The organism is Streptomyces sp. NBC_01571, from assembly GCF_026339875.1.
Taxonomy (GTDB): Bacteria; Actinomycetota; Actinomycetes; order Streptomycetales; family Streptomycetaceae; genus Streptomyces.
Map to the genome: position 1 here is coordinate 5,661,620 of NZ_JAPEPZ010000001.1, position 15,458 is coordinate 5,677,077.

General features: G+C 71.0%; 14 protein-coding genes and 1 pseudogene. 4 read left to right on the forward strand and 11 right to left on the reverse strand.

Annotated features, from left to right (window positions below; genetic code table 11):
• Window positions 1-403 precede the first annotated feature (403 nt).
• The gene (locus tag OHB41_RS25490) at window positions 404-2,380 is read right to left on the reverse strand and encodes an NAD(P)-binding protein (protein ID WP_266706117.1); all 1,977 of its coding nucleotides are present in this window, start codon (window positions 2,378-2,380) and stop codon (window positions 404-406) included.
• Window positions 2,381-2,602: 222 nt separating this feature from the next.
• On the reverse strand, window positions 2,603-3,022 hold the full coding sequence (locus OHB41_RS25495; protein WP_266706119.1) for a (2Fe-2S) ferredoxin domain-containing protein: 420 nt from the start codon (window positions 3,020-3,022) through the stop codon (window positions 2,603-2,605).
• Window positions 3,023-3,540: 518 nt separating this feature from the next.
• Here OHB41_RS25495 and OHB41_RS25500 point away from each other — a divergent pair.
• Window positions 3,541-4,782, forward strand: a complete 1,242-nt coding sequence (locus OHB41_RS25500) for a PP2C family protein-serine/threonine phosphatase (RefSeq protein WP_526025059.1) — start codon at window positions 3,541-3,543, stop codon at window positions 4,780-4,782.
• Window positions 4,783-4,802: 20 nt separating this feature from the next.
• Here the strand turns inward: OHB41_RS25500 and OHB41_RS25505 are convergent, their stop codons facing one another.
• The 4 genes from OHB41_RS25505 to OHB41_RS25520 form a co-directional block, all read right to left on the reverse strand.
• A complete protein-coding gene (locus OHB41_RS25505; protein ID WP_266700503.1) occupies window positions 4,803-5,408 on the reverse strand; it encodes a DUF5994 family protein in 606 nt (201 codons plus the stop codon).
• A 391-nt stretch (window positions 5,409-5,799) separates the two neighbouring features.
• Window positions 5,800-6,420, reverse strand: coding sequence for a DUF5994 family protein (locus tag OHB41_RS25510; protein ID WP_266700504.1), 621 nt, complete (start codon window positions 6,418-6,420; stop codon window positions 5,800-5,802).
• Between the two features lie 190 nt (window positions 6,421-6,610).
• Window positions 6,611-6,781 (reverse strand): hypothetical protein, encoded by a 171-nt coding sequence (locus tag OHB41_RS25515; RefSeq protein ID WP_266700505.1) that lies wholly within the window; start codon window positions 6,779-6,781, stop codon window positions 6,611-6,613.
• Window positions 6,782-6,850: 69 nt separating this feature from the next.
• Window positions 6,851-7,207 (reverse strand): PRC-barrel domain-containing protein, encoded by a 357-nt coding sequence (locus tag OHB41_RS25520; RefSeq protein WP_266700506.1) that lies wholly within the window; start codon window positions 7,205-7,207, stop codon window positions 6,851-6,853.
• A gap of 251 nt (window positions 7,208-7,458) precedes the next feature.
• On the opposite strand from OHB41_RS25520, the gene OHB41_RS25525 reads away from it, so the two are divergent.
• Complete coding sequence (locus OHB41_RS25525; protein ID WP_266700507.1) at window positions 7,459-7,740, forward strand: hypothetical protein; 282 nt, start codon at window positions 7,459-7,461, stop codon at window positions 7,738-7,740.
• A gap of 94 nt (window positions 7,741-7,834) precedes the next feature.
• Here the strand turns inward: OHB41_RS25525 and OHB41_RS25530 are convergent, their stop codons facing one another.
• The 4 genes from OHB41_RS25530 to OHB41_RS25545 form a co-directional block, all read right to left on the reverse strand.
• On the reverse strand, window positions 7,835-8,551 hold the full coding sequence (locus OHB41_RS25530) for a GAF and ANTAR domain-containing protein (RefSeq protein ID WP_266700508.1): 717 nt from the start codon (window positions 8,549-8,551) through the stop codon (window positions 7,835-7,837).
• Between the two features lie 87 nt (window positions 8,552-8,638).
• Window positions 8,639-9,400: a GAF and ANTAR domain-containing protein gene (locus tag OHB41_RS25535; RefSeq protein ID WP_266700509.1), complete on the reverse strand. Its 762-nt coding sequence runs from the start codon at window positions 9,398-9,400 to the stop codon at window positions 8,639-8,641.
• Window positions 9,397-9,963, reverse strand: coding sequence for a hypothetical protein (locus OHB41_RS25540; RefSeq protein ID WP_266700510.1), 567 nt, complete (start codon window positions 9,961-9,963; stop codon window positions 9,397-9,399). Before OHB41_RS25540 ends, OHB41_RS25535 begins: the two co-directional genes overlap by 4 nt.
• 119 nt (window positions 9,964-10,082) lie before the next feature.
• Window positions 10,083-10,508 carry an STAS domain-containing protein gene (locus tag OHB41_RS25545; protein WP_266700511.1) on the reverse strand — a complete coding sequence of 142 codons (426 nt, stop codon included), beginning with the start codon at window positions 10,506-10,508 and terminating at the stop codon, window positions 10,083-10,085.
• Between the two features lie 1,565 nt (window positions 10,509-12,073).
• Here OHB41_RS25545 and OHB41_RS25550 point away from each other — a divergent pair.
• Window positions 12,074-13,186: a PP2C family protein-serine/threonine phosphatase gene (locus OHB41_RS25550; RefSeq protein ID WP_266700512.1), complete on the forward strand. Its 1,113-nt coding sequence runs from the start codon at window positions 12,074-12,076 to the stop codon at window positions 13,184-13,186.
• Between the two features lie 120 nt (window positions 13,187-13,306).
• A pseudogene (locus tag OHB41_RS25555) lies at window positions 13,307-14,721 on the forward strand (IS701 family transposase).
• 91 nt (window positions 14,722-14,812) lie between these two features.
• On the opposite strand, the gene OHB41_RS25560 reads toward OHB41_RS25555, so the two are convergent.
• Window positions 14,813-15,445, reverse strand: coding sequence for a hypothetical protein (locus OHB41_RS25560; protein ID WP_266700513.1), 633 nt, complete (start codon window positions 15,443-15,445; stop codon window positions 14,813-14,815).
• Between the last annotated feature and the right edge of the window lie 13 nt (window positions 15,446-15,458).

Below are 15,458 nucleotides of genomic sequence, written 5' to 3' on the forward strand. Positions count from 1 at the left end.
TGCCTCTGCCCCTGCCTCTGCCGGGGCGGGGGCCGAGGACGAGGTGCAGCACCCCTGCCAGGGACCGCGTAGCGCCCCTGCCGGGTTCCGGCGCGGATTCCCGGCCAGGTCCGGCGGCAACCCGCCGGGGTGCAAGGGTGGCGCCCTGTCGGGGTCTGAGGGCAGCGCTTGGCCGGTGTGCAGGGGTAGCGCCCTGTCTGGTCTGAGGGCAGCGCCTTGCCGGGGTCGGGGGGCGGCGCCCTGTCGGGGTGCAGGGACAGCGGCTTGCCGGGGTCCGGGGGCGGCGCCCTGCCGGGGTCTGGGGCGGAGCCCCAGAGGATGGGACGGGTAGGGGCGGCGGGGGCGAGGAAAAGGACACCCGACCACGACAACCGCCGCCCCCCCGTGAGAGCCCCGCCCACCCCTACTGGCCCGGAGGACCTACGGACCGCTCCCGAGCCCGCCGTCCCAACAACTCCGCAAGCCCCCGCCGAGTAGCCGCCAACACCACCCGATCCTCCGCCCGCAGCACATAGGAGGACGGAAGATCCCAGACCAGCCCGCTCGGCGCCCGCTGCGACACCCCGCCGCCTCCGCCCCCGCCTCCGCCCGCCGGATCCCCACGCCGTCCCGCCGCCCCCGTCTCCAGCGCGAGCACCCGCCACGCCCCCGCCCGGAACGCCTCTCCCACGGTCCGCCCCTCCAACTGGGCGTGCCCGCCCACCTCGATGGCCGCGAACAGCAACACCCGCCGTTCGACCGGAATCGCCCCGAGGATCTGCCGCCCCATCATCGCCCCGGCGAACGCGGGCGCGGCCAGATGCGACACGCTGCGACTACGCGTGAGCGCCTGCGGATGCGCGGCCCGCAGGGTCCGGTACACGGCGGTCGCGAAGTCGTCGTCGTACAGCCGCAGCACCACCCGCAGATCGGGCCGCACCGTACGGGCATACAGCGCGGCCTCCAGATTGGTCGTGTCCGCGCTGGTCAGCGCGAGCAACGCATGCGCCCGGTGGATCTTCGCGGCCTCCAGCACACCTTCCTGGGTCACATCCCCCAGCACCACCGGCACCCGCAGCCGCCGCGCCATCGCCAGCCCCCGCGCCTCGGGGTCGGCCTCCACGCACACCACGGGAATGTTCAGCTCCCGCAGACGCGCCAGCACCCGCGTACCGATCTTGCCGACCCCGAGCAGCACCACATGCCCGGACAGCCCCCGCGGCGGCTTGCGCAACGCGGACCCGTTCCGGAACGTACCCAGCGCCTCCAGCACGGCGGCGAGCAGCACGGGAAGCAGCAGCAACCCGACGAGCCCGGAGAAGAGCTGGAGGACCTGGCGCCCGGCCGGTTGCCCGATGGCGGGATTGTTGATGGCGAAGAGGTCGAGCAGTGTCAGATAGGTGGCCCCCAGCGGAGTCTCCCCGGTGACGACCATCGAGGCGATCGCCAACCCGATCACACATCCCACCAGCCCGGCGAACGACCAGCGCAGCCGTCGTGACAGCAGCGAGGCGAAGGGCAGGACGCTGCGCCCGCCGGACGCCGCGGGACCGGTGTACGACACGGTCTCCAGGACGACGGTCCCGCGCCCGGTGGCGGCGGCCACCGCCCGTTCGTCGGGCAGCAGCCGGGGCCCCTGCGGACCGCTGCTCTCGGAACCGTCGGCCCCTGCGGGGTCGTTGGTCGTGGCGGACAGCAGCGCGAGCGTGCACAGACCGGGGTCGGCGACCTCACCGGGACCCGGCGGAGGCCGTTCCACCGCCCGCAGCATCAGCCCGTCCGTCTGGACGACCTTGCTGGTGCCGGCGACGGCGGTCGCGGCGAGCGCGGGCGCGGCGGTGTCGGCGTCGGACAGCACGGTGGTGGACGCGTCGAACCCCCCACCGCCACCATCGCTGTCACCACGGTCACCACCGTCGCCGGTGCCGTCGTCGATCCCGGCCGTGGCCAACGCCGAGGCCTGGTCGAGGAGTTCCTTGATGTGCTGGCCGAGGCGCCGGTTGTAGAGGCGGATGACGAGCCGCAGCCGCGGGTTGAGGCGGCGCGCGGTGAGCGCGGCCCGGATGTTGGCCTCGTCGTCGTCATGGACGAGCGCGAGGGCGGCGGCCCGTTCGACGCCCGCCTCGGCGAGCACCGCCTCGGTGAGTTCGGTGGCCTCCAGCACCCTTTCGCCGCCGGGTGGTTCGGCCGTACGGCCGGGCGGCGCGTCACCGTTCCCGGCGGCCCGGTTCACCGCCGCGGAGACCCGGTCGAACAGGGTCGAGCCCCGGGCCCGTCCGACCACCGGCGGGCGCACGCGGCGCTGTGCGGGCGGTACGACGAGGGTCACCCGCTCGCCGTACACACCGCGCAGTTCAGCGGCGAGCCGGTGCGCCAGGGCGTCGTCCCCGGCCACCACCATGTGCGCGGTCTCGGTCGACGGGCTTTGGTACGGAAGGGTCCCCACAAGGGAGAAGAGTGCCGTACCGGGACGCGTGGTTCCATACGGCCGGCCCGCACAAGTCGCCTCCGCCCGGCAGCGGTTGGGACAGGTGCTCAGGTAGTGGCCGATATCACCGCCGGGCGCGGCCCCCGGTCGGACCGCGACCGCCCCACCGCCGACGAGCCGCCGGGACGAACGGACTCAGCCGCGGGTAGGGCCGCGGGTACGGGTCTTGGTCCGACCCCGCGCCTCGCGCGGCGGCCGGACGAACTTCAACTCCAGCGCGACCGGAGGCGGGGCGACGCCCGGTCCTCCGGCGGTCGCCCAGTTCACCAGGTCCTCGGTGCAGTCGTCACCCATCGCGAATCCGATCCAGGTCGGCCGCGCACCTCTGCGCCGCCCGTCCCCGGAAGGCCGCACCACCACGTTGGCCTGGTCGCAGGGCCCGGGACAGTCCACGGTCCGCACCACGAACCGCCCCCCGGACGCCTCGGCCCCGGCTCGCAGCCGCTCCAGCTGCCAGGCGTGATCGGCGTCGGGATACTTCCGCGGATCCCCGCAGCAGCACCCCCGGCAGACGACCAGGGTGCAGGGCCGCGGACCGGCGGCGCCGACCGCCACCGTACGACGGTTCTCGGGCGAGGCGGAGGGGGACGGGAGAGCGGAGGCCGCGGCGGTCCCGGACACGTCCGTCGGAACGGGGGACACGGAGGGCGAGGCGGTCAACGAAACCTCTCTCCTTGCGGTGTGTCCGGGTGCGACACTGCGGGGCCCGGCGGGACGTTGTTCAGGATGCCGTCCACGACATCGTCCATCGGAGACGATGGTTGACGGCATCGCGACGCGAATTCCGCGTCCCGGGGAGGGCCGGGAAGCGACGTCCGTGCGCGACGAGAGGGCGAGGCTCCCGTCCTGGCCATGTGTGACATGCCGGGTGGGCCGGGCCGCGGGGGACCATCCGTATGGGACATGCCGCGTCTGGCGTAATGGGCCCTTCGGGTCGCTCGGCCGCGTCACCCTGTGCGGGTTGATCACGGCCGCGTCAGGAGCTCGTGTGCACAGATCACGTGAGCGGGTCGAACGCATCCGCCAGGACCCTCGGACAGGCCCGCGTACGACGCCGATGCGGGGGCGCGGCCGTGCCGGAAGGTGAGCGGTGGCCCGGCAAGGGACCGGTGGACCGGTCGGAAGGGTTCGGCGAGCGCCTGCTGGGGGTGCTGCTGGACCGGGCGCACGAGATGCCGCCGCAGCTGATCGCCCCGCTGATCGCGGAGGAGGTGGCCAGGGTCGGCGGCCGCGACGTCTCCATCCTGCTGCAGGACTACGGCCAGCTGGTGCTGGTGCCGCTACCGGGTCGCCGGCTGACGGTCGGCGAGCCCGAGCCGATCGACGACTCTCCGGCCGGCACGGCCTTCCTGTACGCGACCGTCATCGAGATGCCGCAGGGTGACGGCATCCGGATGTACCTGCCGTTGCTGGACGGCAGCGACCAGGTGGGCGTGATGGCCCTCACCCTGGACACCATCGATGACGACGACCGCCGGCTGCTGCGCAGGCTCGCCGGTCTGGTCGCCGACATGCTGGTCACGAAGCACAGTTACACCGACCAGTTCTTCCTGGCCCGGCGTCGCGAGCCGATGAGCGTGGCCGCGGAGATCCAGTGGGCCCTGCTGCCACCGCTGACGATGTCCATCCCCCAGGTCGCGGTGGCCGGCATCCTGGAGCCCGCCTACGACGTCGCGGGCGACAGCTTCGACTACGCCCTCAACGAGGACATCCTGCATGTGGCCATGGTCGACGCGATGGGTCACGGTCTGGACGCCGCCACGATGGCGACCGTCGCCGTCGGGGCCTACCGGCACGCCAGACGTGCCGACATCGGCCTGTCCGAGATCTACGCCTTCATGGACCGGGCCATCGCCGAGCAGTTCGGCCCCGACCACTTCGTCACCGCGCAGATGATGCGCCTGAACACCGCGACGGGCCACCTGCAATGGGTCAACGCCGGCCACCCCGCACCGTTGCTCATCCGCGACCACCGGGTCCTCCGGCGGCTCGGGGGACCGACCACCCTGCCGGTCGGCTTCGGTGGTGAGGACCCCCGGATCAACGAGCAGGTGCTCCGACGCGGCGACCGGGTGCTGTGCTTCACCGACGGCCTGATCGAGGAGCACGAAGCCGGCGAGGAACAGTTCGGCGAGGAACAGCTCATCCACTGGGTCAACCATGTCGCGCGGGGCGAGAAGGGAGTTCGAGCGCTGGTGCGCGCGCTCTCCCACGTCCTGAAGCGCCAACGGGGCGGCCGCACCAGTGACGACGCGACTCTCTTCCTGATCGAATGGCGCGGGGGCGCCGCGGACCACCTCGCCGTCCTGGAGTGAGCCGGCGCGGACCGTGCCGCTCACTTCGCCGTGATCAGGGGGCCCGGCCGGGCGGCAGCCGCCCGGTAGGAGGAGGCGTCGTCCCCGTCCTCCCAGGCTTCCTCGGAGTCCTGGTCTCCGTCGGCCATGGAGCCGGCGTGGAGGGCGAGTTCCGCTGCCATGAGCGCGCTCGCGGTCATCGAAAGCCCGGAGGCGTCGTTCGCGGTCGTCGGGAGGCCGGAGCTGTCGCTCGCGGCGGCCATCAGGCGGGCGGCGGCGGGGGCGCCGGTCTCCGGTGGTACCACCAGCAGGTTCCAGCTTCCCGTGGTGTGGGACATCAGCAGGATCTTGTGGGGATCCAGCTCGGTCGTGAACCAACCGATCCTCACCCCATGGCCGTTGACGGGCACCCTGCTCGGGATGACGGGCCAGTACGTCGGGTTGACGGCGACCCGGGTGATCCGTCCGAACAGCGGGTCCAGTACGTCGGCCAGGGCGGAGAGTTCGTCGGGCAGGTCACGGGAACGGGGCCACCAGGCGCCGTCCAGGGGCCCCCGGGGCGTGCTCACGGTCTTCAGTGCCAGGCGGGCGGTCGGCGCCCTGAAGGGCACGATCCGCAGCGGGGGTCGGTCGGTGGTCGCGGACATCGCGCGCACCTGTCTCCCGGCCGCTGCGCGGGGCGGCGGCCCGGTGTCGTCACTCGCCGAGAACGACATCGGCATGGCGGCCGGTGTGCGAAGTACTCTCGATGGCTCCACGCTACTCCCGCGGCGGGCCGGACGGGCCCCGGCGAGACACGGTCCCGAACACCGCTTCTTCTTCCCTACGCGCCACGGGCTCCACACGCCACAGGCCGCATGCCATGCGCCATGGGCCGCACACGCCACGCGCCGCATGCCACGCGCCGCATGCCACGCGCTCCACACGCCACGCGCCGCATGCCATGCGCCACGGGCCGCACACGCCACGCGCCGCACGCCACGGGCAGCACGCGATGCGCCACCGGCCGCACGCCACGAACCTTCCGACGGTCTCTCGTCACATGCCTTCCGGCGGCCTCGGCACGCGGCCGACGCTGGCCGTCGCGGGACCGTGCGACAAGGGGCGGCGGGCGTCGTGTCCGCCTTCGGAGTCCCAGACCTTCTCCCGGGTCGAGTCCCACGCGGCATCGGCCTCGGCGCCGCCGAAGAGCTCGGCCTCCTGGATCAGTCCGCTCGCGGTGAGCTGCCGCGCGGGGTCCGTGGCCGTGGCCATCAGCCGGGCGGCCGTGACGGCGTCCGTCTCGGGCGGTATCACCAGCAGGTCCCAGCGCCCCGCGCTGTAGGAGAGCAGGAGCAGTTTGTGCGGGTCCTGCTCGGCCTCGAACCAGCCGACCTTCACCACATGGCCCTGGACGGGAACCTTGCGGGGGACGACCGGCCAGAACGTGGGATTCACGGTGACGTGGGTGATGCGCCCCCACAGCGGGTCCAACAACGCTATGAGTGCGGGAAGTTCGGCCGTCAGGTCGCGGGAGCGGGGCCACCACGCGCCGTCGATCAGGGCGGGGGCGGTGCCGGGCGGCGCCAGCCGCAGCCGGAGAGGTCGGGGCGAAGGTGAAGGCGAAGCGGAGGAGGTCCGGTCTTCGACCGCCGGCTTGTCGAACGTGGTTGCGGTCATCACGCGAACCCTGCCCCGGGCGGCCTGCACCGGCCCGGTGTCGTGAATCGCCGGGGACGGCACGGGCATGGAAGCCGGTGTACGAAGGGCCCTCGGTATCTTCAGGATACTCCTGGGCAGAGCCCGATGGAGGGTAGCCGTGGCACGGGTTCCACGGCGCGCCGGGCGCACGGTCGCCGGTTGGCCGCCCTCAGCGGCCCGCGCGCCGGCCTGCGCGCCGGGACCACCGGACGGAGGCGATCGCCACGTCGACCGCGAGCACCACGATGCCGATGACCAGCAGATATCCCAGGCCGTGGGCTGCCACACCGATGATTCCCAGCACAACGGCTGCGAGGACGAGGAGAAGGAAGAGCACCATCGCCTGTACGCCTTCCTTTCCTTGGGGTCGGATCGGGTCGGGGTCGGGGCGGACCGGTGGCGCGGTCGCTCAGCGGCGTGCGAGTTGCCGTTCGCCCTGCCCACCCGGCTGGTACGTCATGTCGTAGTGCTGGAAGATCGCCTCTTCCTGCTCGGCGGGCAGGACGTCGTCCGTGCCGATCGAAGGGGACTTCCGCACCAGGCTCTTTGCGTAGGGGACCCTGAGGTAGTCGGGTCCGAGGATCGCCGCGTCGAGGGGGACGAAGACCAGACGCTGGCGGGTGGGCAGCCCGGTCCGCACGGTGGCCACGGCCGGTTCGTCGGCGGTGGTGTCCACATAGATCGCTTCGAGCACGCCGATCTTGTGCCCCTTCGCGTCCACCACGTCATGGTCGCGCCACTCACGGATGTCGGCTGCCTGGATCATGCCCTCTCCCTCCCGGGCGCGACACCCTCACGAGGTACGAGCACGGGCCGCGAGCCACGGGCCGACGGCTCCGGCGCGGATACGCCGAGGCCGTACTTCAGGGCGGCTTGGACGTAAGAGAGCCGACCCACCCCCAACGATACTGCGCTCCGTGCGGCTGGGTAGGGGCTGCCGGGAGGAAGGGGGCTACGCTGTGGAGCAGGCCCCAGTCCCCGGTTCCGAGTTCCGTTCCGCTCCCGGGGAGGCCCACCGTGTTCGTCCTGCTTCTCGTCCTGATCGTGGCCTTGTTCGGCCTCGGCTTCCTCAACCCCTTGTGGTGGGTCGCCGCGGCCGTGTTGGTCTTCGGCGCCACCCGCTTCGGCCGCGGCGGCGGATCCGACGTGGGTGAGTATCAGGACTACCGGGACCGACGGGAGCGTGAGGACCGCTGGGACCGCCGCTACAGCCGGCAGCACCGGGCGCGCTGGAACCGCGAGGACCGGCGCGACCGGCAGGAGCGACGGGACCGGCGGGACCGCGAGCGCCGCGGGTGACCGGTGAGGGGGTCCGGACCACTGCCCGGAACCGATGCCGACGGGTCGCGGCCCTGGGTTCTCGCCCTGGGTTCTCGCCCTGGCCCGGCCCTGGTCAGGACCTCAGGCCGGGGAGAGGTTCGGAGTCGTCGATGAACGCGCGGGCCAGGTCGGACAGGCGCCGGTTGTGCGCACGGGCGTAACCACGCAGCGTGGTGAACGCCTGTTCCATGTCGATGCCCCGGCGCTCGGCGAGCTTCCCCTTGGCCTGTTCGATCAGCACGCGGCTGTTCAGGGCGTTCTGCAGTTGCTCGTTGAGGACGGTGCTGCGGTGCGCGGTGCGCTGTTGCAGCAGGCTGATGGTGGCGACGTCGGCCAGGGCCTGGGCGAGCGGCGTGGCGTCCGGGTCGAAGGGTCCACGTCGGGTGCGGAAGAGGTTGAGGGCCCCGACGACCTCGTGCCGTAGACGCATCGGCAGGGCCTGGACCGACCCGAATCCGCTGCGCTGGGCCGCCGCGACGAAGCGAGGCCAGCGGTCGGCCTCCTCGATCAGGTCGGTGACGATCACCGGTGCGCCGGTGTGGAAGCAGTCGAGGCAGGGGCCTTCGTCGTTCTGCAGCTGGAAGAGCTCCAGCAGGCGCACCTGTTCGTCGGAGGCGGCCATGACACGGAGTTCGCCGTCGTGGTCCGCGAGCAGCACGCCCGCGGCACTCGCGTCGAGCATGCCCACACAGCGGTCGGTCAGCAGGCGCAGGAAATCGATCAGGTCGAAGTCGGCGACCAGGTTGTCCGCCAGCTCGACGAAGGTCTTGGCCAGGAGCCGCTGATTCATCGTGCACACCCTTCGTCGGCACTGATCCCGCCCCGGACAGGGACGGGAGGCACAACTCACTTCGTGATTCGGTTCTTTGACTTGACGTCAGGTGTGTTCGTCGGTCCGGTCCGGCTTCGCGCCGGGAGGGAACGTGAGCCGGTGGGCGACGACGTCGGCGGCCACCGCGGCGAGGCGGCGTCCCCTCGCGTAGGCGTGGGCGCGGAGCCGGACGAAGGCTTCTTCGGCACTGACTCCGAGCTGGCCCGTGAGCATGCCCGTGGCCTGGTCGATCTCCGCCCGGTACGCGCCCAGGTCCTCGAAACGGGCGTCCGCCGGCCCTCCGCCGGCCGGGCCCGCTTCCCCGTCGAGCCGGGAGTCGAGCAGGACCAGAGCGGCGGTGTCGGCGAAGACGACCGCGTCGGCCAGTTCCTCGGTGTCCAACCGTCGCGGGACTTGGGAGTACAGGTCCAGGACTCCGGGGCTGATCGCTCCCGTCCGCAGAGGGAAGGCGAAGACGGCGCGTGCCCCGGCTTCGAGGGCCGCGTCGGCGAACACGGCCCAGCGGTCCTGTACTTCAGCGGCGAACAGATCCGGTGTCAGCACGGCCGAGCCCTGGGCGAAGGCATCCACGCAGGGCCCCTCGCCGAGGGTGAGCTGGAGTTCCTCCAACTGCTCGCTGACGTCGTCGGTGCTGCACAGGGGATGGCTTGCCGCGGACACGGACATCGCGGAGAGTCCGGCCCCGCCAACCGGCAGCGCGGCCACGGCCGCCGCGCACACGTCCACCACGCCGACCCTGGCACCGCGCCGGGCTGCCTGCTCGGCGACCAGGACCTGGATCCGGGCCGACCGGCTGTCGGGCCTCACCCGGGCCACCGGCTCCCGGAATCGTGCGCGAGACCCCTCAGCCGCGCCGTGCTCCGTTCCCCGAGGGGGAGCACCAGCGCACGGAACGTGGTCGGGGCCGTCGGCTTCCGAACCCTCCCGACATCCCGCCATCCGCGGGAGCGAAGCGAGTCGAGAGCCGGGTGGTCGGCCTGGTCCACCAGGGTGGCGCCGAGAGTCGCCCGGTGGTCGGCGAGCAGTCGCTCCCGCAGACGGTGGGCCGGCTTCTGGTCCCGCGGGTGCGGGCGGACCAGGGTGTCGCTGATCGCGAAGACACCGCCGGACCGGGTGATCCGTTCGATGCTGCGGGGCAACGCACCGTCGAAACCGCGCCACCAGCGGCCGTCACCGAGGACCGGGAACCCGAAGGCACACCCCATCAGAGTGTCGGTCTCCGCGATCACCATGGCGAATCCCGGCCGCCGGATGTCGCCCGCGAGACGGTTCAGGAAGTCCTGACGGCCGGGACCGCGGCAGCCCCCATCGGATCCCGTCGCGCTGAACTTCTCGTACAGATCGCCGAGATCCTCACGGATGTCCTCCACGAGCCGTCGGTTCACCCGGCGCAACCGCACGGCGTCCGCGCCGGATTCCGCGTCGCCCTCCCCACCGGGCTTCTCGTTCCGACGGGGGTGCCGTGCCGGTCCCCGATGCGGCCCAGCCATCACACCGCACCGCCCAGGAGGACACGCAGATGGGGGACCGGCCCACGGGACGGTACGGGAGGGGGCGCGGTCGGGGCGTTCCCGGGCGGGAGCGGCACCTGCCCGAACGGAAGCCCCAGAAGCAGGAACGCGCAGCCGGCGATCTCGACCATGAGGACCAGCGCCGGTGGCGGATGGTGCAGTCGCAGCGTGCCCCCGGCCGCGGTGGTGCGCTGTGCCGCGTGGAGGAAGGCGTTGAGGCCGCTGCAGTCGCAGAAGGTGAGGAGGGAGAGGTCGACGTCGATGGTGCGGATGCCGTCGCGCAGACACTGTTCCAGTGACGCGCGGAGCAGGGGCGCCGTCTCCAGGTCGATCTCGCCGGCCGGCGTGATCAGTGCTCGGTTCTTGTCGTCGTGACGGCGGACGGTGAGCGGCGGAAGGTGCATGACGCCTCGGTTCGGAGGACCGTCCGGCAGGGACCGGGTGGTGCCGGGATCCCGGCACCACCGACCCGCACCCGGCAGCGGAGTGCATTCGGCGGAGGTCCGGGCGACGGCCGACTCGCCGGCCTGCGCGGCCGGACTGCGGACCCACCCGGTTCCCTCCAGGGATGCGCCGGGCGACGGGCGAAAAACCCGCTCCCCGCGGCGATCTGTGCTCGCCAACGACTTGCCGTCGGGGTCCGGGACGTCTGCACAGCAGCGTAGCCCTCGCCCGGTGCGCCGGAGGGCCGGAACGGCCCATTCCCAGCATATGGACGGCAACTTGATGCGACACCCGAAGCGCCGGCCCCGCAGGGCAGACGAACGCACGGCAACGCCGGAGGGCCATCCCGGATCCGTCAGTGGTCCTCCGAACTGGTACTCGGCTGCCAGGGAACGGTATTTGACCCCCCGACCTGCTCGTCCCGCGGCGACCTGCCCGGTGACGCCGCCCTTTGCCGGTGCGCGCGACGGTACGGCGAAGGTCCGTGGAGCCGGCCGCTAGGGACACAAGGCTGCGCCGCGGTTGGGTGTACTCGCCGGTGTCGAGCGAGGCGGCGGGTCACGGAAATTCTCGCCACGCCGGCCCGGTGGCGGCTGCAAGGAACGGGATGCCTACGCGCGGACGGTCCGGCCCCGGCACAGCGGGCCCGGGATTCCCTGGAACTCCGGGTCGAGGCCGAGGAGCGGGCGACCGGGCTGACCCCCTATCTGGACGAAGATGCCCCGCTGCGCCGAATGCTTCCCGAGGCTGGCTCCCAAACGGCTCCCAAAAGGGGCCCGCACACCAGGTCAGGCCCGGTGCTGATCTCTCAGCACCGGGCCTGACCTGGTGTTTAGCTGTCGGGGTGGCGGGATTCGAACCCACGACCTCTTCGTTCCGAATAATGTGCGGGAAGATCGCTGACCGGGGGCACTTGACTCCTGCGCAGGTCAGGGCGTTGGTACGGGTTGGTTTACGCGGGTGGCGATCCGCGCAGCTTTCTTGATCCAGTCCCCGTCCACTCCCCGGCGCGGCGAGGCTGGCGGTCGGGCCCCTCGATCGGCCTTCCGGTACGGGCGCACGAACGGCGGCGCCGGTACGGCGCGCAGCAGGTGGTGAGTGATACAGGCATGGCCCCCACACGCTTTCCAACTGTGTTGGTGGGGTGATGGGGTGTGTACACGGGTGTTCACCAGTGTTCATGGACGCGCTTCCCGGCTCCGCTGCGGGCCGCTTGGCGGCGCGGAAACGGCTCTGATCTCGGGAAACAGGGGACTCCCGTAGCCATGCCGAGGCGCGTAGCAGACTCTGAATGACCGCAGCTATCCGCCCGATTGGGCAAGCAGCGGGCACGGCCGTCAGATGAGCCGCCGACGCCAGCACCGCGGGGCGAGGTCGGCTGTCGGGTACTCCTCTATATTTGGTGTCAGATACCGATGTCGCTGACGTGGACGCGCACGAGGTAGGTCCAGTCGCTGCGGGTCGGGGTGCGTCGGAGACTAGGACTCGATGACGATCCGCCCAGGAGCACAGGGACAGCAGGGTAATGACACGCGACCGCACACCTCTGGTCAGCTGGAGTCGATGGCCTTCTCTCCTGCCTGCCGCGGTGCTCCTCGTCGCGGTCGTCGTCGACGTACTGACCCCGTCAGGATTCAGCGTGTTTCCGCTGCTGGCGGCCGCTCCCGTACTGGCCGCCCCCGTGTACTCGTTGCCGGGCGTAATCGCCACCGGCGTAGTGACGGCACTGATCGGGATGGCCGTGGCGTACACGAAGGGCGTCGCCCTTACCGAAGCCTCCGTTCGGTTCACGAGCGTCGTAGTCCTGACCGTTCTTGCCACGATCCTCAACCGGGTCATGGCCAAAGACCGGAAACAGTTGAAGGACACCCGCGAGGTAGCCGAGGCTGTCCAGCGGGCGGTGCTCCCCATCCCCCCCGAGCGGGTCGGGCCGCTGGACGTGGCCTCCCGGTACCGGGCCGCCGCGAAGGAGGCTGCCATCGGTGGCGACCTCTACGCCATCCACCCCACACCCGACAGCGTTCGGATGATGATTGCCGACGTGCGGGGGAAGGGACTGGGCGCGGTCCGAACCGTCAACAGGCTGCTCGGCGCCTTCTACGAGGCCGTGGCTCACCTCCCGGGCTTGACCGATGTGGTCGACCGGCTGGAGGAGGTCATGCAGAGGGTCGATGCCGAAGAGGAGGAGGGCACTGAGTCCTTTGCCACCGCCGTCTTCATCGACCTCCCCAACGACGGCTCCGCCATATACATGATCAATCTGGGACATCCCGCGCCGCTCCTCATCCACCAAGGCCGCGCGAGTCCGCTCGAGCCGTCTGCCCCATCCCTGCCCCTGGGCCTGGGCAATCTGGGCCGCACCCAGGTGCCGGTCGATCGGCACACCCTGCCGCACGACGCGACCCTGGTGCTGTTCACTGACGGTCTGGTCGAGGCACGCGACCGCCACGGCACCTTCTACAATCCCGTGCCATTCCTGTCCCGTCCCCTCCCAACGGACCCCGGTGTGATCCTGGACGCTCTCATCGCCGATCTGACCCGGTACACCGAAGGACGCCTGGACGACGATGCCGCCCTCATTGCCGTTACCCGCCTGCCGGACGCGTCTGACGACACTAAAACTCGCTCCCGCACCTGAGGGGTGGCCCAGCAGCGCCCGGCACGCTCAAGCTACCTAGCGGTAGTTTGTTGACGGCGGTTCAGGGCCGTAATAGGCCGGTAGCAGAGGAACGTCGCCTCGCTGCTCGGGGAGCTTGTGATGACCCGTCGTGTTCCGTGTCCACCCGCTCCGGGCCCGCTGGAAGCCTACGCCGCACGCTTCGATGACCTGTTCTCCACACTGGCACAGCGCCGTGGGTTCCGCGAGTACCTCGTGGGGCTGCTGTTGCCCGAGACCGCAACAAGACGCTGACCTGCCTGGCCGGCACCGAGCCCATCGCAGGTGCCCAGCATGCTTCGGTACAGCGGCTCCAATTTTTCCTCTCCGAGTCGACGTGGGACCAGGAGCAGGTCAACGCCCGCAGGGTGGCACTGCTGCTGGCGGGCTCCGTGACCACGCCGCACTCGGGCGGCGTGCTGGTGATCGACGATTCAGGCGACCGCAAGGACGGAAAGGCGACCGCGCACATCGGCCGGCAGTGGCTGGGCCGGCTGGGCAAGACCGACAACGGCATCGTCACCGTGACCACCTGCTGGGCAGACGAAAACCTCTGCTACCCCCTGCACGCCGTGCCCTACACCCCCGCCCATCACTTCCCCAAAGGCAGGAGCGACCCCAGTTTCCGTACGAAGCTGCAGATCGCCGCCGAACTGGCCCGCACAGCCAAGGCCACCGGAATAGCCTTCCGAGCGGTGGCTGCCGACTGCGCCTACGGCGACCAGGACAGTTTCCGCAGCCAACTCGCCGCGGCCGGACTGCCGTTCGTCATGGCCCTCAAACCAAGCCACGGCACCTGGGCCTACGGAAAAGACGCCTACACCCCCGCCGATGCCGCCCGCGCCCTGACCTGGACAGACCCCCTGCACCCAGGCGACTGGACTGCTGTCGAGCGGACCTTCCGCGACGGGCACACCGAAACCTGGTGGGCAGCAGACGCCCGTCTCGGCTGGTGGGGCCCCGACGGAAACGTCCGCCTGGTCGTGGCCACCACCAACCCGGCCACCCTGCCCGCACAGTCCACCTGGTACCTGGCCACCGACCTGCCCCGCCCCGGCGGCCCCCGAGAGGCCGACAGCCCCGAACCCGCCGCCGACCTGCACGAAGTCGTCCGGATCTACGGCATCCGACACTGGATCGAGCAGAGCTACAAACAAGTCAAGGACGAACTCGGCTGGGCGGACTTCCAGGTCCGCTCCGACACTGCGATCCGGCGCCACCAGACCCTCGTGAACTGCGCATTCAGCTTCTGCTGGAACACCTGGTTCGCCCCACCCACGCCCCCTGCAACCGACCAGCCACCCCAACTTGACCAACTGTCAGACCCGTTAGAGAGGGGGAGAACCCGGGCCCCAGCAGCCCCAGCCGGCCTCCTGGCCCCAGGCACTCCGGGCCGTCCGTGGCTGGCTGACGCCCTGGGCCACGCTGCAACGCTACTGGCGGGCATGGTCGAGGAGGCCCCCGCCCCCAGCACTCCAGGAACTGATCGACACCGTCGGCAGCGGCAGACCCATTGATCTCTACTGCCCGGTTTAACAAACCACCGCTAGTACTCCAGCCGTAGATCGTGATCTTGCCAACAGGGGCCACCGGGTCCACGAGTTCCTGTCAGTACCAAAGGGTGAGCCCGACCGCGCCAACTCCCGTGCGGGCCGCGTAACGCAGCACGCGAAGCGGGCCGTCGATCAGCTCGTCGACGTCGAGGTTCGGGTCGTCCGCCATCTCGTCCAGCCACAGCCTTATCCGGGTGGCCACGTCGACCCGACGCGACGGGTGAAGGACGAGCGCTTGCTCGGCCGCGGGGAGCACGGCCCGTACCTGGGCGGCATCAAGCAGGAACTGCCCGCAGCACCCTGGGAGTCGGAGCGTTGTGTCGATGCCAAGCCCCCACATGAGCGCCGCCGCGCCGTCACCCCTTGGCACGGCGGCGCAGAACAGGCTTTCGCCCTCTTGCTGCGGGACCGCGTGAAGCAAATAGTCCTGGAACTCTTCCACCTCGGTCTCATCGTTCCGGACTCTGTCGACCGCGTAGGCGAAATGTGCGATTTCGTCGGTGCGCGGCCACTGGGGCGTCTCGTCGGACAACCCTGCGGGCTCGAATCGCTCGCGCCACCAGCTCGTGACCGCGGACGACTCCGGCCACGTGCCGTGGGTGCCTGCCGCGTCGGGGAATCGGCGACGCGCTTCCTCAAGGGCATCGTCCGCCACAACGCCGACCACCCAGACCCCCATCACGCTCATCCGCGCTCCTTCA

Excerpts from the sequence above, each read along its gene's own strand:
- OHB41_RS25490 (WP_266706117.1), bottom strand. The coding sequence starts at position 2,380 with ATGGTGGTGGCCGGGGACGACGCCCTGGCGCACCGGCTCGCCGCTGAA.
- OHB41_RS25560 (WP_266700513.1), bottom strand. The coding sequence starts at position 15,445 with ATGAGCGTGATGGGGGTCTGGGTGGTCGGCGTTGTGGCGGACGATGCC.
- OHB41_RS25550 (WP_266700512.1), top strand. The coding sequence starts at position 12,074 with ATGACACGCGACCGCACACCTCTGGTCAGCTGGAGTCGATGGCCTTCT.
- OHB41_RS25530 (WP_266700508.1), bottom strand. The coding sequence starts at position 8,551 with ATGAATCAGCGGCTCCTGGCCAAGACCTTCGTCGAGCTGGCGGACAAC.
- OHB41_RS25510 (WP_266700504.1), bottom strand. The coding sequence starts at position 6,420 with ATGACCGCAACCACGTTCGACAAGCCGGCGGTCGAAGACCGGACCTCC.
- OHB41_RS25520 (WP_266700506.1), bottom strand. The coding sequence starts at position 7,207 with ATGATCCAGGCAGCCGACATCCGTGAGTGGCGCGACCATGACGTGGTG.
- OHB41_RS25515 (WP_266700505.1), bottom strand. The coding sequence starts at position 6,781 with ATGGTGCTCTTCCTTCTCCTCGTCCTCGCAGCCGTTGTGCTGGGAATC.
- OHB41_RS25545 (WP_266700511.1), bottom strand. The coding sequence starts at position 10,508 with ATGCACCTTCCGCCGCTCACCGTCCGCCGTCACGACGACAAGAACCGA.
- OHB41_RS25505 (WP_266700503.1), bottom strand. The coding sequence starts at position 5,408 with ATGTCCGCGACCACCGACCGACCCCCGCTGCGGATCGTGCCCTTCAGG.